The sequence below is a fragment of the Vogesella oryzae genome, assembly GCF_902829295.1.
GTDB lineage: Bacteria > Pseudomonadota > Gammaproteobacteria > Burkholderiales > Chromobacteriaceae > Vogesella > Vogesella oryzae.
The window spans coordinates 1-18,938 of the sequence record NZ_CADEPL010000010.1 but is presented as its reverse complement, the minus strand read 5'-3'; the positions used below and the strand labels follow the sequence as shown (position 1 = coordinate 18,938).

20 protein-coding genes, 9 tRNA genes and 1 pseudogene are annotated in these 18,938 nt (G+C 57.3%); 7 read left to right on the top strand and 23 right to left on the bottom strand.

The window, feature by feature from the left end; genetic code table 11:
• Positions 1 to 10: 10 nt before the first annotated feature.
• From rpoB to rsmD, 17 genes and pseudogenes are all read right to left on the bottom strand, one after another.
• Positions 11 to 4,186: a DNA-directed RNA polymerase subunit beta gene (rpoB, locus tag HU218_RS03710; RefSeq protein ID WP_174873600.1), complete on the bottom strand. Its 4,176-nt coding sequence runs from the start codon at positions 4,184 to 4,186 to the stop codon at positions 11 to 13.
• Positions 4,187 to 4,336: 150 nt separating this feature from the next.
• Positions 4,337 to 4,708 carry a 50S ribosomal protein L7/L12 gene (rplL, locus tag HU218_RS03705; RefSeq protein ID WP_174873599.1) on the bottom strand — a complete coding sequence of 124 codons (372 nt, stop codon included), beginning with the start codon at positions 4,706 to 4,708 and terminating at the stop codon, positions 4,337 to 4,339.
• 36 nt (positions 4,709 to 4,744) lie between these two features.
• Positions 4,745 to 5,242, bottom strand: a complete 498-nt coding sequence (gene rplJ / locus HU218_RS03700; protein ID WP_174873598.1) for a 50S ribosomal protein L10 — start codon at positions 5,240 to 5,242, stop codon at positions 4,745 to 4,747.
• 82 nt (positions 5,243 to 5,324) lie between these two features.
• Positions 5,325 to 5,399 (bottom strand) — tRNA-Thr (locus tag HU218_RS03695).
• A 125-nt stretch (positions 5,400 to 5,524) separates the two neighbouring features.
• Positions 5,525 to 5,599 (bottom strand) — tRNA-Thr (locus tag HU218_RS03690).
• 17 nt (positions 5,600 to 5,616) lie between these two features.
• Positions 5,617 to 6,312: a 50S ribosomal protein L1 gene (gene rplA / locus HU218_RS03685; protein WP_174873597.1), complete on the bottom strand. Its 696-nt coding sequence runs from the start codon at positions 6,310 to 6,312 to the stop codon at positions 5,617 to 5,619.
• 1 nt (position 6,313) lies between these two features.
• The gene (gene rplK, locus HU218_RS03680; protein WP_174873596.1) at positions 6,314 to 6,745 is read right to left on the bottom strand and encodes a 50S ribosomal protein L11; all 432 of its coding nucleotides are present in this window, start codon (positions 6,743 to 6,745) and stop codon (positions 6,314 to 6,316) included.
• Positions 6,746 to 6,834: 89 nt separating this feature from the next.
• The gene (nusG, locus tag HU218_RS03675) at positions 6,835 to 7,368 is read right to left on the bottom strand and encodes a transcription termination/antitermination protein NusG (protein WP_174873595.1); all 534 of its coding nucleotides are present in this window, start codon (positions 7,366 to 7,368) and stop codon (positions 6,835 to 6,837) included.
• Positions 7,369 to 7,370: 2 nt separating this feature from the next.
• Positions 7,371 to 7,724: a preprotein translocase subunit SecE gene (gene secE, locus HU218_RS03670; RefSeq protein WP_174873594.1), complete on the bottom strand. Its 354-nt coding sequence runs from the start codon at positions 7,722 to 7,724 to the stop codon at positions 7,371 to 7,373.
• Positions 7,725 to 7,788: 64 nt separating this feature from the next.
• Positions 7,789 to 7,864: transfer RNA gene (locus HU218_RS03665), tRNA-Trp, on the bottom strand.
• Positions 7,865 to 7,874: 10 nt separating this feature from the next.
• The gene (gene tuf / locus HU218_RS03660) at positions 7,875 to 9,065 is read right to left on the bottom strand and encodes an elongation factor Tu (RefSeq protein WP_174873593.1); all 1,191 of its coding nucleotides are present in this window, start codon (positions 9,063 to 9,065) and stop codon (positions 7,875 to 7,877) included.
• Between the two features lie 84 nt (positions 9,066 to 9,149).
• Positions 9,150 to 9,293 (bottom strand): annotated as a pseudogene (locus HU218_RS03655) (GTP-binding protein); the annotation flags it as partial.
• A 42-nt stretch (positions 9,294 to 9,335) separates the two neighbouring features.
• Positions 9,336 to 9,410, bottom strand: a tRNA-Thr gene (locus tag HU218_RS03650).
• A 15-nt stretch (positions 9,411 to 9,425) separates the two neighbouring features.
• Positions 9,426 to 9,499: transfer RNA gene (locus tag HU218_RS03645), tRNA-Gly, on the bottom strand.
• Positions 9,500 to 9,545: 46 nt separating this feature from the next.
• Positions 9,546 to 9,630 (bottom strand) — tRNA-Tyr (locus HU218_RS03640).
• A 130-nt stretch (positions 9,631 to 9,760) separates the two neighbouring features.
• Positions 9,761 to 10,012, bottom strand: coding sequence for a YfhL family 4Fe-4S dicluster ferredoxin (locus tag HU218_RS03635; RefSeq protein WP_174873592.1), 252 nt, complete (start codon positions 10,010 to 10,012; stop codon positions 9,761 to 9,763).
• Between the two features lie 77 nt (positions 10,013 to 10,089).
• Complete coding sequence (gene rsmD, locus HU218_RS03630) at positions 10,090 to 10,641, bottom strand: 16S rRNA (guanine(966)-N(2))-methyltransferase RsmD (RefSeq protein WP_174873591.1); 552 nt, start codon at positions 10,639 to 10,641, stop codon at positions 10,090 to 10,092.
• Between the two features lie 177 nt (positions 10,642 to 10,818).
• Between rsmD and ftsY the strand changes: the two genes are divergently transcribed.
• From ftsY to rpoH, 4 genes are all read left to right on the top strand, one after another.
• On the top strand, positions 10,819 to 11,841 hold the full coding sequence (ftsY, locus tag HU218_RS03625; protein ID WP_174873590.1) for a signal recognition particle-docking protein FtsY: 1,023 nt from the start codon (positions 10,819 to 10,821) through the stop codon (positions 11,839 to 11,841).
• Between the two features lie 34 nt (positions 11,842 to 11,875).
• Entirely contained in the window at positions 11,876 to 12,529 is a 654-nt protein-coding gene (gene ftsE, locus HU218_RS03620) for a cell division ATP-binding protein FtsE (protein WP_174873589.1), read from the top strand.
• Complete coding sequence (ftsX, locus tag HU218_RS03615; protein WP_174873588.1) at positions 12,526 to 13,437, top strand: permease-like cell division protein FtsX; 912 nt, start codon at positions 12,526 to 12,528, stop codon at positions 13,435 to 13,437. Before ftsE ends, ftsX begins: the two co-directional genes overlap by 4 nt.
• 110 nt (positions 13,438 to 13,547) lie before the next feature.
• Positions 13,548 to 14,408 carry an RNA polymerase sigma factor RpoH gene (gene rpoH / locus HU218_RS03610; RefSeq protein WP_174873587.1) on the top strand — a complete coding sequence of 287 codons (861 nt, stop codon included), beginning with the start codon at positions 13,548 to 13,550 and terminating at the stop codon, positions 14,406 to 14,408.
• Between the two features lie 73 nt (positions 14,409 to 14,481).
• On the opposite strand, the gene HU218_RS03605 is transcribed toward rpoH, so the two are convergent.
• From HU218_RS03605 to cutA, 5 genes are all read right to left on the bottom strand, one after another.
• On the bottom strand, positions 14,482 to 16,236 hold the full coding sequence (locus HU218_RS03605) for a PglL family O-oligosaccharyltransferase (RefSeq protein WP_246210714.1): 1,755 nt from the start codon (positions 16,234 to 16,236) through the stop codon (positions 14,482 to 14,484).
• 206 nt (positions 16,237 to 16,442) lie between these two features.
• Positions 16,443 to 16,518, bottom strand: a tRNA-Lys gene (locus tag HU218_RS03600).
• A gap of 16 nt (positions 16,519 to 16,534) precedes the next feature.
• Positions 16,535 to 16,610: transfer RNA gene (locus HU218_RS03595), tRNA-Lys, on the bottom strand.
• A 16-nt stretch (positions 16,611 to 16,626) separates the two neighbouring features.
• Positions 16,627 to 16,702: transfer RNA gene (locus tag HU218_RS03590), tRNA-Lys, on the bottom strand.
• Between the two features lie 95 nt (positions 16,703 to 16,797).
• Complete coding sequence (gene cutA, locus HU218_RS03585; RefSeq protein ID WP_174873586.1) at positions 16,798 to 17,130, bottom strand: divalent-cation tolerance protein CutA; 333 nt, start codon at positions 17,128 to 17,130, stop codon at positions 16,798 to 16,800.
• Positions 17,131 to 17,145: 15 nt separating this feature from the next.
• Between cutA and HU218_RS03580 the strand changes: the two genes are divergently transcribed.
• Complete coding sequence (locus HU218_RS03580; protein ID WP_174873585.1) at positions 17,146 to 17,595, top strand: FxsA family protein; 450 nt, start codon at positions 17,146 to 17,148, stop codon at positions 17,593 to 17,595.
• Here HU218_RS03580 and HU218_RS03575 read toward each other — a convergent pair.
• Positions 17,573 to 17,893, bottom strand: coding sequence for a DUF167 domain-containing protein (locus tag HU218_RS03575; protein WP_174873584.1), 321 nt, complete (start codon positions 17,891 to 17,893; stop codon positions 17,573 to 17,575). The two genes, HU218_RS03580 and HU218_RS03575, sit on opposite strands and share 23 nt — an antisense overlap.
• A 70-nt stretch (positions 17,894 to 17,963) precedes the next feature.
• Here HU218_RS03575 and HU218_RS03570 point away from each other — a divergent pair, with 70 nt between their 5' ends.
• Positions 17,964 to 18,428, top strand: a complete 465-nt coding sequence (locus tag HU218_RS03570; protein WP_174873583.1) for a Dps family protein — start codon at positions 17,964 to 17,966, stop codon at positions 18,426 to 18,428.
• Positions 18,429 to 18,458: 30 nt separating this feature from the next.
• Positions 18,459 to 18,938 (top strand): hypothetical protein (locus HU218_RS16750; RefSeq protein WP_217450705.1); only part of this gene is annotated, 480 nt, incomplete at its 3' end.

The following is an 18,938-nucleotide window of genomic DNA, read 5'->3' as shown; positions in this document are numbered from 1 at the left end:
CCCTACCTAATTAATAACGTTCCAGGTCGATATCCAGACCCAGCGAGCGGATTTCCTTCACCAGCACGTTGAAGGATTCCGGCATGCCAGCATCGATCTTGTGTTCGCCCTTGACGATGTTTTCGTAGATCTTGGTACGGCCGGTCACATCGTCCGACTTCACGGTCAGCATTTCCTGCAGGGTGTAGGCGGCACCGTAAGCTTCCAGTGCCCACACTTCCATCTCACCGAAACGCTGGCCACCGAACTGCGCCTTACCACCCAGCGGCTGCTGGGTAACCAGCGAGTACGGACCGGTGGAACGGGCGTGCATCTTGTCATCAACCAGGTGATGCAGCTTCAGGTAGTGCATCACACCCACAGTAACCTTACGGTCGAAGGCTTCGCCGGAGCGGCCGTCGAACAGGGTCATCTGGGTCTTGCTGGCGTTGAATTCCAGCTGTTCGGTATGCGGGTCGGCATCCGGGTAAGCCAGATCCAGCATCTGACGGATCTCGGTTTCCTTCGCGCCATCGAATACCGGCGTCGCGAATGTCATACCCTTGCGCAGATTCTCGGCCAGCAGCTTGATCTCGGTCTCTGTCATCTCGGCGATCGGCTCTTGCTTGCCGGTCTCGTTGTAGATGCTCTGCAGATAGCTGCGAACCTGCTCCACGCCTTGCTGCTGTTTGAGCATGCGATCGATACGTTCGCCGATACCCTTGGCAGCCCAGCCCAGATGCACTTCCAGAATCTGACCGATGTTCATACGCGACGGCACGCCCAGCGGGTTCAGTACGATGTCAACCGGACGGCCATCGGCCATGTACGGCATGTCTTCCACCGGCAGGATGCGCGATACCACACCCTTGTTACCGTGGCGACCGGCCATCTTGTCACCGGCTTGCAGACGACGCTTCACGGCGATGTACACCTTGACCATCTTCTGTACGCCGGCCTGCAGCTCGTCACCCTGGGTCAGCTTGCGCTTCTTGTCTTCGAACTTGAGATCGAATTCTTCGCGCTTCTGCGCCAGGCTTTCCTTGATCAGTTCCAGCTGCTTGGCGATGTCTTCATCGGCCATGCGGATGTCGAACCATTCGTGCTTGGACGACAGGCTTTCCAGATACTCGGCGTCGATCAGGGTGCCCTTGGCCAGACGCTTCGGACCACCGTTGGCCGGCTTGCCGCTAATCAGGCGCTCGATACGGCTGAAAGCATCGTTGTCGAAAATACGCAGCTGGTCGTTCAGGTCCAGGCGATAGCGCTTCAGTTCGGCATCAATGATGGACTGCGCACGCTTGTCGCGCTCGATACCTTCGCGGGTAAATACTTGTACGTCGATCACGGTACCGGTCATGCCAGTCGGCACGCGCAGCGAGGTGTCCTTCACGTCGGACGCCTTCTCACCGAAGATCGCACGCAGCAGCTTCTCTTCCGGTGTCAGCTGGGTTTCGCCCTTCGGCGTCACCTTGCCTACCAGCACGTCACCGGCGTTCACTTCGGCACCGATGTAAACGATACCGGAGTCATCCAGACGGCCTGCCATACGCTCGGACAGGTTCGGGATGTCGCGGGTGATTTCTTCCGGCCCCAGCTTGGTGTCACGTGCCACTACCGACAGTTCTTCGATGTGGATCGAAGTATAGCGGTCATCAGCTACCACTTTTTCGGAGATCAGGATCGAGTCTTCGAAGTTGTAGCCGTTCCACGGCATGAAGGCGATGGTCATGTTCTGACCCAGCGCCAGTTCGCCGATATCGGTGGAAGCACCATCGGCCACCACGTCGCCGCGGGCGATCAGGTCGCCAACGCGTACGATCGGACGCTGGTTGATGTTGGTGTTCTGGTTGGAACGGGTGAACTTGGTGAAGTTGTAGATATCCACACCGACTTCACCAGCCATGGCTTCTTCGTCGTTAACGCGAACCACTACACGGTTGGCATCAACGTAGTCCACCACGCCGCCACGACGGGCAATCACGGTCGTACCGGAGTCGACGGCCACAGCGCGCTCGATACCGGTACCCACCATCGGTTTTTCCGGACGCAGGCAAGGTACGGCCTGCCGCTGCATGTTGGCGCCCATCAAGGCACGGTTCGCATCGTCATGCTCGAGGAACGGAATCAGCGAGGCAGCTACAGACACCACCTGACCGGTAGCCACGTCCATGTACTGCACGCGGTCCGGGGTCGCCAGAATGGTTTCGCCTTTTTCACGGCAGGTCACCAGTTCGTCGATCAGGGTACCGGCTTCGTCCAGCTCGGCGTTGGCCTGAGCGATGACGTAACGGCCTTCTTCGATCGCAGACAGATACTCGATTTCGTTGGTTACCTTGCCGTCGATTACCTTGCGGTACGGTGTTTCCAGGAAACCGAACTCGTTGGTACGGGCAAATACCGCCAGCGAGTTGATCAGACCAATGTTCGGACCTTCCGGCGTTTCGATCGGGCAAACGCGACCGTAGTGGGTCGGATGCACGTCGCGCACTTCGAAGCCGGCGCGCTCACGGGTCAGACCGCCAGGACCCAGGGCCGACACACGACGCTTGTGGGTTACTTCCGACAGCGGGTTGGTCTGGTCCATAAACTGGGACAGCTGGCTGGAGCCGAAGAACTCCTTGATCGCAGCGGATACCGGCTTGGCATTGATCAGGTCGTGCGGCATCAGGTTCTCGGACTCGGCCTGGTTCAGGCGTTCCTTCACTGCACGCTCGACACGTACCAGACCGGCGCGGAACTGGTTCTCGGCCAGTTCACCCACGGAGCGTACGCGACGGTTACCCAGGTGATCGATATCGTCCACTTCACCGCGACCGTTACGCAGTTCGCACAGGATGGCGATCACGGAAACGATGTCTTCGGTCGACAGTACGCCATCGATGGAATCGCGACGACCGGCAAATTTCTCGCCGATCAGAGTGCGGAACCAGTCCGGAGACTTGTCATCGAATTTGTACTGGAAGGTACGGGTGTTGAACTTCATGCGGCCAACGCGGGACAGGTCGTAGCTATCCGCATTGAAGAACAGACGCTGGAACAGTTGCTCGACAGCATCTTCGGTCGGCGGCTCACCCGGACGCATCATGCGGTAGATGGCAACACGTGCGGCCAACTGGTCGGCGGTATCGTCACCACGCAGGGTCTGCGCAATGTAGGCACCGTGGTCCAGATCGTTGGTGTACAACACCTCGACTTCTGCCACGTCCTGGATGTCCATCTTGGCCAGCAGCTCGTCGGTGATTTCCTCGTTGGCACGGGCAATCACTTCGCCGGTTTCCGGCGCTACCACGTTCTTGGCCAGCACTTTGCCGACCAGCACGTCGAACGGTACCTCGATACGATCCAGGTTGGCCGTAGTGATGTCGCGAATGTGCTTGGCGGTAATGCGCTTGTCTTTGGCAACGATCAGCTTGCCATCCTTGTCCACGATGTCGGACTTGGCAACTTCGCCCTTCAGACGGTCAGCCACGACCTTCATGAACACGCCTTCACCCGTCAGGAAGAAGGTGTCGGTATTGTAGAACTCGGACAGGATGCGTTCGTTGCTGTAGCCCAGTGCTTTCAGCAGGATGGATACCGGCATCTTGCGACGGCGGTCGATACGGAAGAACAGCTGATCCTTGGCATCGAACTCGAAGTCCAGCCAGGAGCCGCGGTAAGGAATCACGCGGGCGGAGAACAGCAGTTTACCGGAAGAATGCGTCTTGCCGCGGTCGTGCTCGAAGAACACGCCCGGGGAACGGTGCAGCTGGGAAACGATGACACGTTCGGTACCGTTGATGATGAACGAACCGTTCGAGGTCATCAGCGGGATTTCGCCCATGTACACTTCATTTTCGCGAACTTCCTTCACCACCGGCTTGGACGATTCCTTGTCCAGGATGGTCAGGCGGATACGTGCACGCAGTGGCGCAGCAAAGGTAATGCCGCGCAGTTGGCATTCCTGTACGTCGAACGGCGGCTCGCCCAATACGTAGTGAACGAAATCCAGACGCGCAAAGCCATTGTGGCTAACGATCGGGAAGATCGACTTGAATGCGGCCTGCAGGCCTGCATCCTTGCGCTGATCGAAAGGCACACCCAGCTGGAGAAACTCGGTGTACGAATCGATCTGGGTCGCCAGCAGGAATGGGACGTCGAGAACAGTGTTACGCTTCGCAAAGCTTTTACGAATACGCTTCTTCTCAGTAAACGAATAACTCATAGAGTCTCCATCGGGGGGGTGGCGCAAGTAACCAAACGTCAGCAGCCACATTCAAATTGATTGCTGACCTTTAACCACTCGCAAAGCATTACAAGCGCAACAAGGCTGGCGGATTTCTCCGCCAGCCTTACTAATCTTCCCTAAGGAAGATTATTTTACTTCAGCCTTGGCACCGGCTTCGGTCAGCTGCTTGGCAACGTCTTCAGCTTCAGCTTTGGAAACGCCTTCTTTAACAGCTTTCGGAGCGCCGTCTACCAGGTCTTTAGCTTCTTTCAGGCCCAGACCGGTGATAGCACGTACCACTTTAATTACGTTTACTTTGTTGTCGCCAGCAGCAGACAGAATTACGTCGAATTCGGTCTTCTCTTCAGCGGCAGCAGCGCCGCCAGCAGCCGGGCCAGCAACTGCAACAGCAGCAGCGGATACGCCGAACTTCTCTTCAAACGCCTTAACCAGGTCGTTCAGTTCCATAACGGTCAGACCAGCAACTGCTTCGAGGATATCTTCTTTGGTGATAGCCATTTGTATAACTCCTGAATGGGGAATATGTCGAATTGATTAAGCGGCTTCGGCTTGCTTTTTCTCTGCCAGAGCGGCCAGAGCACGGGCAAAACCGGATACCGGAGCCTGCATAACGAACAGCAGCTTGGACAGCAGCTCTTCGCGGCTCGGGATGGAAGCCAGTTCGGTTACTTCGGCAGCGTTCAGCACTTTGCCGTTGTAGGAACCTGCCTTGATGACAATCTTGTTGTCTTCTTTGGCAAATTGATGCAGCACCTTGGCAGCAGCAACTGCGTCAACGGAAATACCGTATACCAGCGGGCCAACCATTTGATCGGCCAGACCTTCAAACTGGGTACCAGCAACCGCACGACGCACCAGCGTGTTCTTCAGAACGCGCAGGTAAACACCATTCTCACGTGCCTTGGCACGCAGTTTGGTCATGCTGCTAACCTCGATGCCCCGATATTCAGCGACAACAAGCGTCTGAGCTTCTGCCAGTTGGGCAGATACTTCAGCGACGACCGCCTTTTTATCTTCGATATTGAGACTCAAGGTCCACCTCCTAGACTGAAATGAAGCAGGAAATCCTGCCCCTGTTTGCAGCGGCGACCTAATCAGGAGATATACAAACAGATGGTGCTCATGGGCGGAATTGAACCGCCGACCTCTCCCTTACCAAGGGAGTGCTCTACCCCTGAGCTACATGAGCGTATCGTTGATACAGTCTTCTTAAGGGCACACCGTCTGCGTAGGCTACTCACAAGGAGCATTAAGTCATTGACACCTACGGTCTTTGACAACCTGGCGTGCCGAAGCACGCCAGCCCAAAGCCTTTGGTGCCCATGGGCAGAATTGAACTGCCGACCTCTCCCTTACCAAGGGAGTGCTCTACCCCTGAGCTACATGGGCCCGGACAACACTCAGAATTAAGCCTGAGCGCTTGCCACGTCTACGCGTACACCAACACCCATGGTGCTGGATACGGCGATTTTCTTCAGGTATTGGCCTTTGGCAGCAGCCGGCTTGGCTTTTACCAGGGCATCAACCAGTGCGGCAAAGTTTTCACGCAGGGCTTCAACTTCGAAAGAAGCGCGGCCGATGGTTGCGTGAATGATACCGGTCTTGTCGGTACGGTACTGAACCTGACCAGCCTTGGCATTCTTCACTGCCTCGGCGACGTTCGGCGTTACGGTACCAACTTTCGGGTTCGGCATCAGGCCACGCGGGCCCAGAATCTGACCCAGCTGACCAACTACGCGCATCGCATCCGGAGAAGCGATAACAACGTCGAAGTCCAGATTGCCGGCCTTAACCTGCTCGGCCAGATCGTCGAAACCAACGACCTCGGCACCAGCTGCCTTGGCAGCTTCAGCGTTAGCACCCTGCGCAAACACGGCAACACGCACGGACTTGCCGGTACCACGCGGCAGAACCACGGAACCACGAACCACTTGGTCGGATTTACGCGGATCAACACCCAGGTTCACGGCCACATCGATGGACTCGTTGAACTTGGCAGTGGCAGCACCCTTTACCAGCGCGATAGCCTCTTCAACCGCGTACAGCTTGTTGCGATCTACCTGTGCATTCAGAGCCTGCAGACGCTTGGAAACCTTAGCCATATTACAGACCCTCCACTTCAAGACCCATGGAACGAGCGGAACCAGCGATGGTGCGCACGGCAGCATCCAGGTCAGCAGCGGTCAGGTCAGGAGATTTGGTCTTGGCAATTTCTTCCAGTTGAGCGCGGGTTACCTTACCCACCTTATCAACGTGTGCCTTTGCAGAACCGGACTTAATGCCAGCAGCCTTTTTCAGCAGGAAGGTCGCCGGCGGCGTCTTCATAGTGAAAGTAAAGGACTTATCGGCGTAAGCGGTAATTACCACCGGAATCGGCATACCAGGTTCCATACCCTGGGTTTGGGCGTTAAACGCCTTGCAGAATTCCATAATATTCAGACCGCGCTGACCCAGCGCCGGACCGATCGGCGGCGATGGGTTTGCCTTACCTGCGGCCACTTGCAGCTTGATGTAGCCTACAATCTTCTTTGCCACGATGAACTCCTAATAAACGGGTATAACGCGCCAACGGCGCTCCCCAATGAAGCCCAAGATTATATCCCGAGCCTCGAAAAAAAACAAGCTTACAGCTTTTCGACTTGCGAAAACTCGAGCTCAACCGGCGTGTCGCGACCAAAAATCTGCACGGACACACGCAGCTTGTTGCGCTCGTAATTCACTTCATCCACGGTACCATTGAAATCGGTAAACGGCCCCTCATTGACGCGAACCTTCTCACCAACCTCGAACAACACCTTTGGCTTCGGCTTTTCAACACCCTCCTGCATCTGCTGCATGATCGCCTCGACCTCTTTAACAGAGATCGGCGCAGGACGGTTGGCGGTACCACCAACAAAACCGGTAACTTTCGGCGTGCTTTTTACCAGGTGCCATGTGTCATCGGTCATTTCCATCTCGACCAATACATAACCTGGGAAAAATTTGCGCTCGGAAATGGAGCGACGACCATTCTTGATGTCGACCACCTCCTCCACCGGCACCAGCACCTGCCCAAACAGATCCTGCATGCCATCACGCTCAATACGTTCTTTCAGGGCTTTCTGCACGCTCTTCTCAAAACCTGAGTATGCATGCACCACATACCAACGCTTAGCCATAATCAACCCCGACGAAGTAAGACGTCATAAAAAAGCCAGGACAACGAGGAGTCAACCAGCCACATAAACAGCGCCAACACAAATACGAAGGCAAAGACCAGCATGGTCAGCTGGGTAGCCTCTTTGCGCTGCGGCCAAACCACCTTACGCGCCTCGGCAATAGACTCCTGCGCGTAAGATACAAAATTCTTGCCCAGCATCGACTGTGAAATAACCGCAGCCGCTGCCAACAGCGAAATCACGAACACTACTACGCGCAGCACAACCTGGTCTGCCGCCAGCAGATAAAAACCGACCACTCCCGCCACAACCAACAGGATGGCAAGGCCAAGCTTGATTTTATCTTGCGATTCCATTCGACATTCTCGTGTTGCAGATACGTGAAAAGACTAACCGGCGATAACGCCGGTTAGTCTTATTTGGCAGGCCAGGAGGGTCTCGAACCCCCAACCCTCGGTTTTGGAGACCGATACTCTACCAATTGAGCTACTGGCCTAAAACCTTACTTAAGCGATGATCTTAGCAACCACGCCGGCGCCAACAGTGCGGCCACCTTCACGGATTGCGAAACGCAGACCATCTTCCATAGCGATCGGAGCGATCAGTTCTACGGTGATTTCTACGTTGTCACCCGGCATTACCATTTCCACGCCTTCGGCCAGCGCGATTGCACCAGTCACGTCGGTAGTACGGAAGTAGAACTGCGGACGGTAGTTAGCGAAGAACGGAGTGTGACGACCGCCTTCATCCTTGCTCAGTACGTATACGGAAGCCTGGAACTTGGTGTGCGGGGTGATGGAACCCGGCTTGGCCAGAACCTGACCACGCTCAACGTCTTCACGCTTGGTACCACGCAGCAGCACGCCCACGTTGTCGCCAGCCTGACCCTGATCCAGCAGCTTGCGGAACATTTCCACGCCGGTGCAGGTGGTCTTGGCGGTTGCTTTCAGACCAACGATTTCCAGTTCTTCACCAACTTTAACGATACCGCGCTCAACACGACCGGTAACAACAGTACCGCGGCCGGAGATCGAGAATACGTCTTCGATCGGCAGCAGGAACGGCTTGTCAATCGCACGCTCCGGAGTCGGGATGTAGGAATCCAGCGCGTCGGCCAGACGGAAGATCGCCGGCTCGCCGTATTCGGACTGATCGCCTTCCAGCGCCAGACGAGCGGAACCAGTAACGATCGGAGTGTCATCGCCCGGGAAGTCGTAGGAAGACAGCAGATCGCGCACTTCCATTTCAACCAGTTCCAGCAGCTCAGCGTCGTCCACCAGATCGGCCTTGTTCAGGAACACGATGATGTACGGAACGCCAACCTGACGGGACAGCAGGATGTGTTCGCGAGTCTGCGGCATCGGACCGTCAGCAGCGGAACATACCAGGATCGCGCCGTCCATCTGGGCAGCACCGGTAATCATGTTCTTAACGTAGTCAGCGTGACCCGGGCAGTCTACGTGTGCGTAGTGACGGGCTTCGGTTTCGTATTCTACGTGTGCGGTATTAATGGTAATACCACGGGCCTTTTCTTCCGGCGCGCTGTCGATCTGGGAGTAGTCTTTAGCTTCGCCACCGAACTTCTTGGACAGAATGGTGGTGATAGCAGCGGTCAGAGTGGTTTTACCATGGTCAACGTGACCGATGGTGCCGACGTTTACGTGCGGTTTGGTCCGCTCGAACTTTTCCTTTGCCATGGCAAAAATTCCCTGAATGCGAGTTAAAGTCTAAGTAAAACTTGGTGCCCATGGGCAGAATTGAACTGCCGACCTCTCCCTTNGGGAGTAGTCTTTAGCTTCGCCACCGAACTTCTTGGACAGAATGGTGGTGATAGCAGCGGTCAGAGTGGTTTTACCATGGTCAACGTGACCGATGGTGCCGACGTTTACGTGCGGTTTGGTCCGCTCGAACTTTTCCTTTGCCATGGCAAAAATTCCCTGAATGCGAGTTAAAGTCTAAGTAAAACTTGGTGCCCATGGGCAGAATTGAACTGCCGACCTCTCCCTTACCAAGGGAGTGCTCTACCCCTGAGCTACATGGGCCAAACTAATCTATCTTGGAGCGGGTGAAGGGAATCGAACCCTCGTCGTAAGCTTGGAAGGCTTCTGCTCTACCATTGAGCTACACCCGCCCACGATCCGGACGACGATTCACAATGCCGCCAAGATTGAAGCAACTGGTGGCGGGAGAAGGATTCGAACCTTCGAAGGCAGAGCCGTCAGATTTACAGTCTGATCCCTTTGACCGCTCGGGAATCCCGCCGCTAAAGAAGCCCGAATAGTATAGACACCCTTACAGGTCGTCAACACCCAAACAGGCTTTTTTTTGCATTCCGCCAGCAAAAGGCCCTGAGTTAATCAGGGCCGTGTTGCAAATCATGCACTTAAGCAAATCATGCTTTGCCGCTGATGCGCAGATATTTTTGCTGCAGCTGTTCTTCTGTCTCTTCATGTGACGGATCGAGCGGAATGCAATCCACCGGACATACCTGCTGGCACTGCGGCTCATCGTAGTGGCCAACGCACTGGGTGCACAGATCCGGATCAATCACGTAAATTTCTTCGCCCTGCGAAATCGCATTATTGGGGCATTCCGGTTCACAGACGTCGCAGTTAATGCATTCGTCAGTAATCATCAAAGCCATAGTAATTTCCTCAAGTATTCCACACAGTGAATTCTGTCACCCGACCGGCGTACAGGCAAGTTCCGGCCGTTATATCCTTATATACCTGCGGCCAGCGCGAGCAGATATCCATGCACCTGGCCGGCACGAATCGTCCGCAGCACGTTCCAACCGGCAAATTCGCGCGCCACTGCCGTTTCAACATAAATCCGCCCATCTGCGGCCAACCTTGCGGCCAACAGCGGCAACACTTGCTCCAGCAAAGTACTGGCATAGGGCGGATCAACGAAAATCACGTCAAACAGACCATCGCTGGCCCGCAGATAAGCCATTGCATCCTGATTCAGGACTTTGAGTTGTGCCGCCCCCAGCAGCTGGGCATTACGGCGCAGGGTACTGGCGACGTTTCGTACCTTCTCGACCAGCACGACTTCCTTGGCCCCACGCGACGCCGCCTCGAAACCCAGCGCGCCACTACCTGCAAACAGATCCAAACAACGCAGCCCAATCAACTCCTGGCCCAGCCAGTTGAACAACGTTTCCCGCACCCGGTCAGGGGTTGGCCGCAAGCCATCGGCTTCAGGCACGTCCAACAGACGCCGGCGAAACTGCCCCCCGATGATGCGAACCTTGTTGCGCTGCTGCGTCATGTATCCTCCTGAATTTCAAGGGCGGGATTCTACCTTAGTCAGGCAGCGTCGTCTGTTATTGCATGCTTCTGCATCCGCCCTTGCGATTGCATATATAAGGAATAGCTGCAGCCAACACTCGCCTTACCCGATTTGACGTTACAATCCCATTTTCTCTAGCCGCCTTATTCTCAAAGCATGTTTAGCTTCTTCAAGAAAAAGACTGACACTACCGCGCAACCCTCCTCCGAGGCGAGTGAAGCGCCCGCTACCGTGATCGAGACGCCCATCGAAACCAGCACCCCGGTCGCCAAGCCCAGCTGGACCGAACGTCTGAAAGCCGGCCTGTCCAAGACTCGTGACAAACTTGGCAAGCAACTGGCGGGCCTGTTCGGCGGCGGCAAGATCGACGAGGATCTGTACGAAGAGTTGGAAACCGTGCTGCTGACAGCAGACATGGGGGTAGATGCCACAGTGCACCTGCTCAAGGATGTGCGCGAACGCGTTACCCTGAAGGGCCTGAGCGATGCCAGCGAACTCAAAGGTGCCCTGAAAGATTCGCTATCCGAGTTGATCGGGCCGCTGCAGCAACCATTGGACGTATCGACCAAAAAACCGTTTGTCATCATGATGGTTGGCGTCAACGGTGCCGGCAAGACCACCTCAATCGGTAAATTGGCCAAATACTTCCAGAGTCAGGGCAAGAGCGTTTTATTGGCGGCAGGCGATACCTTCCGCGCGGCAGCACGCGAGCAGCTGATGGCCTGGGGCGAGCGCAATAACGTCACCGTTATCGCCCAGCAAAGCGGCGATGCCGCTGCCGTGTGTTACGACGCCATCCAGGCGGCGACCGCCCGTGGCATCGACATCGTACTGGCCGACACGGCCGGCCGTCTCCCCACCCAGCTGCACCTGATGGAGGAAATCAAGAAGGTAAAGCGGGTCATCCAGAAAGCCATTCCGGATGGGCCGCATGAAGTAATGCTGGTGCTGGATGCCAATATAGGCCAGAACGCGGTTAATCAGGTCATGGCTTTTGACGATGCCCTGGGACTTACCGGCCTGGTGCTGACCAAGCTGGATGGCACCGCCAAAGGTGGCGTCATTGCCGCCATTGCCAAGCAGCGCCCTGTCCCGCTACGCTTCATCGGCGTTGGCGAAAGCATCGACGATCTGCGGCCGTTTGATAGCAGCGATTATATTGATGCGTTGTTCGATTAAGCCTGCGGCCAACCCGTACCAATAAGGATGCGACATGATCCAGTTTGATCAGGTGACCAAGCGCTACCCCGGCGGCCACGAGGCGCTGCGCAACCTGTCATTCACTATCGATAGTGGCGAAATGGTATTTCTTGCCGGCCACTCCGGCGCCGGCAAAAGTACGCTGCTCAAGCTGATCTCCGGCATCGAGCGGGCCACCAGCGGCAGCGTGCTGGTCAACAACCAGAACCTCAGCCGTCTACGCGCCAGCCAGTTGCCTTATGTCCGCCAACACATCGGCATCGTGTTCCAGGATCACAAGATCCTGTTCGACCGCAGCGTGTTCGACAATGTAATGTTGCCACTGAATATCATCGGCTTTGATCGCCGCGATGCCGCTCGCCGCGTGCGGGCGGCACTGGACAAGGTTGGCCTCGCCGGCAAGGAGAAAGTAATGCCGGTTCGCCTGTCCGGTGGCGAACAACAGCGCCTGTGCATCGCACGTGCCGTGGTGCATCGCCCCAGCATCCTGCTCGCTGACGAACCTTCTGCCAACCTGGATCGCGCTTACGCCCTCGACATCATGGAACTGTTCAAGTCCTTTCACCAGGTCGGCGTTACCGTACTCATCTCCGCCCATGATGAAACCCTGATGGAAGACTATGGCCGTCGGATCATCCGTTTGCGGGAAGGACAATTCGCGTCATGAAGCATTTCTTCTACCTGCACTGGCTGGATGCCAGACAAGCCCTGCGCAAGATGCTGCGCCAGCCGGTAGGCAATCTGCTTAATCTGCTGATGCTGGCCATCGCCATGTCGCTGCCGGTAACGCTGTTTCTGACGGCAGGCAGCCTGCAACACTGGGTCGGCAAGCTGACTGCCGCACCGCAAATCACCCTGTTCATGGAGCTTTCCGCCGAGCAGGCTGATCTTGCCGCAGTGCAATCCAGCCTTTCTGCACATCCGCGTGTTGCCAGCTTCCGCTTTATCGGCCGCGACCAGGCGCTACGCGATCTGGAGCAACGCAGCGGCCTGTCCGGCATTCGCGAAGGACTGGACAGCAATCCGCTTCCTGACGCCTTTGTCGTCACCCCCAAAGCCGGCACCACGCCCGACGAACTGGATATGCTGCAAAAGGAGTTGTCCGGCCTGCCGATGGTAGAACAGTCGCAATTTGATGCCGCCTGGGCACGCCGTCTGCACGGACTACTGGACATTGCAGTAAAACTGGCCTGGCTGCTTGGCGCCAGCTTTGGCATCGCACTGGTATTGATTACCCACAACACCATCCGCATGCAGATTCTGGCTCGACAGGAAGAAATCGAAGTCGCCAAGCTGATCGGCGCTACCGACAGCTTTATCCGTCGTCCGTTTCTGTACCACGCATTCTGGGTGGGGTTACTGAGCGCGCTGCTGTGCTGGGGGCTCTCCAGCCTGTTCGTGAGCCAGGCCGCACCAGCATTGAATGAGTTCTCCCACCTTTATGGCGAGAACATCAGCCTTGCCGGCCTTAACCTTGTGGAGTTGGCCGCACTAACCGGGGCCAGTATCCTGCTGTGCTGGTTTGGCGCAAGGCTTGCTGCCGACCACCACCTGCGCAAGGTTCGGGCACACTGACACTATCAATGCAATAAAAAAATTCCATCACCGGGGAACCGCTAGTTGTCTGGCACTCTCATAAGCTGAGTGCTAACATCAGTTCAGGTTTTCTTGAGGACAAGCCATTTATGACCGCAATCGCCCTGCCTGTACTCTCCTCCAACGGTAGTCTGGAACAATATATCCAGACCGTTAACAGCATTCCGATGCTGACACCGGAAGAAGAGTTCGAGCTTGCCACCCGCCAGCACCAGCAAGGTGACCTGGATGCGGCCAAGCGGCTGGTGCTATCGCATCTGCGCGTGGTGGTTTCCATTGCCCGCGGCTATTCCGGCTACGGATTGCCGCAAGCCGATTTGATCCAGGAAGGCAATATCGGCCTGATGAAGGCGGTAAAGCGCTTCGAACCCAACCGCGGCGTACGCCTGTTCTCCTTCGCCGTGCACTGGATCAAGGCCGAGATCCACGAGTTCATCCTGCGCAACTGGCGCCTGGTACGCATTGCTACCACCAAGCCCCAGCGCAAGCTGTTTTTCAACCTGCGCAGCATGCGGCAAAGCCTGTCCGCCCTCTCGGAAAAAGAGGCGCAAGCCATCGCACAAGAGCTGGGTGTCAAACCGGAAGAAGTGCGCGAGATGGAAACCCGCATGGGCGGCCAGGATATCGCACTGCTGGCGGATGATGGCGATGACGAGGGCTTTGCCCCCATTGACTGGTTGGCCGACTCGCATGACGAGCCAACCCGCGCTCTGGAGCGTCGCTCCATCGACCTGCTGCAAAGCGAGGGCCTGGAACAGGCACTGGCAACACTTGACCCGCGTAGCCGTCGCATTATTGAAGCGCGCTGGCTGGCAGACGACAGCGGCGCCACCCTGCACGAGTTGGCCGCAGAATTTGGCGTCTCAGCCGAGCGTATCCGCCAGATCGAAGCCAAGGCACTTGGCAAGATGAAAACCGCGCTGAGCAGCGGTGATGTCATCGACGCCTGATCTTGTTGCCTAACTAAAAAAGCCACCTCACGGTGGCTTTTTTACTATTCCGACAGTGTCGGAGGCATGAATATCAGCGATATTTTGCCGGCAAAGCCGCAATCGCCTGCTGGGTAATTTGCCTTAATTCTGCAAACTTAGGCTCATCCTCATCCAGGTCATCCAGAAAGTCCGGCGCATAAGTAGGGAATGAACCGAGCGCTGCACGCAAGGTTGCGACGGCCTTGGCCTCTTCGCCGCCCAGCGCCTCCATTTTTGCCTTGCGTAGCAACACGTCCGGATATGGGCGGTATGCCGCCATCAGATCCAGCCATTTACGCTGATTGGGCGTGGCATCCGCAGTTGGCTCGATAACGTCATCCAGCAGGCCAAGTGCGTGCGCGGCAAACATCGGTTCGGTTCTGATGATTTCCTCCAGCCGATGTTGCTTCTTCTGGCTATTCGGGTAGTACAGCCCCTGCATTTCCACATAGCGCCAGCTGCCATACGCCGCCAATGCAAGCATGACCACGGCCAGCACGCGTGCAAACGTTGCCAGCTTCGCCGGAGCCGGGCGCGCCGGAGCCGGCACCAACGTCGCCATCATCACCAACACCGCCGGGAAATACAGGTACCACAACGGATACTCCAGCATGCTGTGAATCAGGGTGACGCTCATCACCGCCACCGGCACCAGCTGCGCAGCCTCTACCCGCCGTGACAGAAACGGCCACACGGCCCAGACAAAACCCGCCAGTGCCACCACGGTACCGACCAGCCCCATCTCGGCCAGCAACTGGAACACCAGATTATGCGCATTGGCAAACAATCCGCTGTTTACCCCGGCATTGGTAAACTGCGGCAGCATCTGCAAGCGGACACTCTGTGCCGCGTACTGATTCCAGCCCACGCCGTAAGCCGGCGCATCCTTGAACACCAGCCAGGCCTTGCCCCACTCGGCAATCCGCCGCGCCCCCATACTATCCGCATTGCTGCTAAGACGTTCGACACCACTGGCAATTACCTGCCCATGCAGTAACGGAGCCAGCAAGCGCTCGGCAAGCGGCACGGCAAACTGCATGGCAATAATGGCGCCAATAGCCAACCATAGCGCCCACCACATACAACGGGATTCCTGACTCCGCACCCGCCAATGCCACCACGGGGCGAGCAGCGCCAGTGCCACGGTATACAACAGCACGGTACGCGAGCCGGCAAACGCAATCGACAATGCCAGCCACAACACCGCAGCGGCCAACCAGCGGCGCGGCCAACGTTCACTGGCACCGAGCCAACAGGCCGCAATCACCCCCCAGGTCAGGTAATGCGCGTACTGATTGCGCTGCCCGATATGACCGAAAATATTGGTTGTCGGGTGCGCGCTATCATAGAAAAACACACCCCCCATTAGCTGCGCCAAACCTGTTAGCTGCGCCAGTCCGATCAACGATTGCGCCAGCGCGCCAAGTAACAATGACTTGCACAGCAAGGCAATCACCGCATCGTTACCCTCTGCCGCACGCCACTGGGCGGTCATCCAGCCAAGCAGTGCCAGTGCCACAAATGCCAACGCTGTCGCGGCGTTCAGTCCCGGGAATAATAAAGACACCAGCAGCGGTTGCAGCGCCCAGACTGCGGCCAACAGCAGCATCCACAGCGTGGTGCGCGGCAATTCGGCAGCCGCCTGTCGTGGCATGCAAAAGCACGCAAAAATCGTCAGGAAAACAACCGTGATCTCACCCCACCATTGCGGCAGCGGCAGAAAATGAAAGCGGGACAAAAAAGGCAGCGAGGCGACAGCGGCCAACAGCAAGGCCGCCAGCGGCTGGCGACGGAGGGCAAACATCATGGATGACATGCGCGCAGACAAGGAAAACGGCAAGTCTAGCCTAGCGCCGTGACACTGTAAAAATGCGTTTGTAACGCTATTACGGACCTGCCGCAGCATTTGCCGGCGCGGCACGAGTCCTGCGCTCCATCAAGCGTAAAGCGGCATCGGGAATAACTAAAAACAGAAAGCCCGATCTCAGGGATCGGGCTTTCTGAATAATACGGTGGTGGGTCGTGCGGGGCTCGAACCTGCGACAAACGGATTAAAAGTCCGCTGCTCTACCAACTGAGCTAACGACCCTACCTGAAGGGCTGCGTGGTGGGTCGTGCGGGATTCGAACCTGCGACCAACGGATTAAAAGTCCGCTGCTCTACCAGCTGAGCTAACGACCCTACGCATTTCTCTGGGTGGTGGGTCGTGCGGGATTCGAACCTGCGACCAACGGATTAAAAGTCCGCTGCTCTACCAGCTGAGCTAACGACCCCCGAGAGAGTTCGCAACTATACGGAGCTTGTTTTATTCCGTCAAGCATTTTCACAAAACAATGCAGAAAAACGCTGATCCGGAACGTTTGCCTGCTTAGCTTGCCCCACAATCTGTGGTCACCTCGGCCATAACCCATTGCTGATAGGCCATCGACCCTGCCGCCAGTGGCAAGGCTATGATTTCCGGCACATCATACGGGTGCAGCTCTTGGATTCTTTGTTCCAGGGCAGCATATACAGTATCGGCAGTTTTGATCAGCAACGGGATTTCCCGTGCCCGCTCCAGCTGCCCTTGCCAACGGTAAACCGAGTCGCACTCTGGCAGAATGTTGACACAGGCCGCCAGCCGCTCGGCAACCAGCGTTTCGGCCAACCGGTCTGCCACCATGGCATCCGGCACATTGCACACAACCAGTAACACTTTCATGCGGATATCCGTTTCATGCGTGGATTATTGATTTTATTGCTGCTGTACCCGTTTCTCGAAATGTACTCGCTCTTTCTGCTGGCCGACAAAATTGGCGGCAGCTGGACTTTGCTGTGGATTATCACCAGCTTCTTCCTCGGCACCCTGTTGATGCGCAGCAGCAAGCTGGGCGGCCTGTTGACCGCTGTTACTACCTTGCGCGAAGGCAAAGTGGGATTGTTTTCACTGCTCTGGCCAGTGCGGTTGATGTTTGCCGGCTTGCTGTTGGCCATTCCCGGCCTGATCAGCGACGTTTTCGCTTTGCTGCTACTACTGCCGTGGCCCAGCCCCAAAATCGCCGATATCAATCTGGGCGGCGGCTTCAATAATGGCGCACGGCCAGGCAATGAGCAGGCTGATGACATCATCGAAGGCGAATACGAGCGGGTTGATCCGCGTACCCCTAACGATCGCCATCTGCGTTAGAACCTTCCGCCGGTAACAGCCGGGACAGCAGCGCAGCGGCATCCAAGCCGGCAATTGCCACGATCTTGTGCCGGTTGCGTTCGCCCGACAGCAGGCTGACGCTGCGGCGTGGCACCCCCAGATAGTCGGCAAGCCACAGCACCAACGCCGCGTTGGCCTTGCCCTCCACCGGCGGTGCGGCCAACCTGATCTTGAGCGCCTCGCCGTGCTCGCCCGCAATCTCGCTCTTACGGGCACCGGGCTGAACGTGCAAGGTTAAACGCACACCATCCGGGTTTTCAGTCAGCCAGGGTTTCATCAGTGCCTTTTTGTCCGCAAAAGGGTAATTGTAAAACGTAAAGCAGTAATGACCAGACAGGAGCATCAATATGGATATCGGCATTTCCGCCCAGGACCGCGCCCGCATTGCTGAAGGTTTATCCCGGCTGCTGGCCGATAGCTACACGCTGTACCTGAAGACCCATTTCTTCCACTGGAACGTCACCGGCCCGATGTTCCAGACCCTGCATCTGATGTTCGAAACCCAGTACAACGAACTGGCACTGGCGGTGAACCAGATTGCGGAGCGCATCCGGGCGCTGGATCACATTGCGCCAGGCAGCTATGGCGACTACGCCCGCCTGACCTCCATCGCCGAAAGCCAGGGCGTCCCCAAGGCACAGGACATGATCCGCGAGCTGGTACAGGGCCACGAAACCGTCTGCCGTACCGCACGCTCGCTCTTTCCGCTGGCCGATGCCGCCAGTGACGAGCCCACGGCAGACCTGCTGACCCAGCGCCTGCAAGTCCATGAAAAGACCGCCTGGATGCTGCGCAGCCTGCTGGAAAATTAAGCATCTTCGCGGGCGTGCTACACTGCTGGCATGCCCGCTCCAAACCGTTTCGGCCCGCCGCCCGCCACGGTGGACCCATCCCTGTTCAAGGTCGCGATCATGGTATCGCTGGCCTTGCATCTGTTATTACTGCTGGCCCTCAGTGGCTGGCTGCCGGGCGGCGGCTCGCCAGATACCAAACTGCCGATTTCCTCGCTGCAAGTCACCCTGCTGACCACGCCTGCCGGCACGACACCGCAGCGCGCCAGGGTATTGGCGCAACACGACAGCCAGGGCAGCCTGCACAGCGAGCAGCCGCCGGTCCCAGACCGCCAGCGCCTGCAAGCCCCCCCCCCCCCCCCCCCCCCCCCCCCCCCCCCCCCCCCCCCCCCCCCACCCCCCCCCCCCCCCCCCCCCCCCCCCCCCACCCCCCCCCCCCCCCCCCCCGCCCCCCCCCCCCCCCCCCCCGCGGACCGCGCCCGCATACCCATCCCCCGCGCCCCCCCCCCCACACCCAACCCCCCGTCCGCG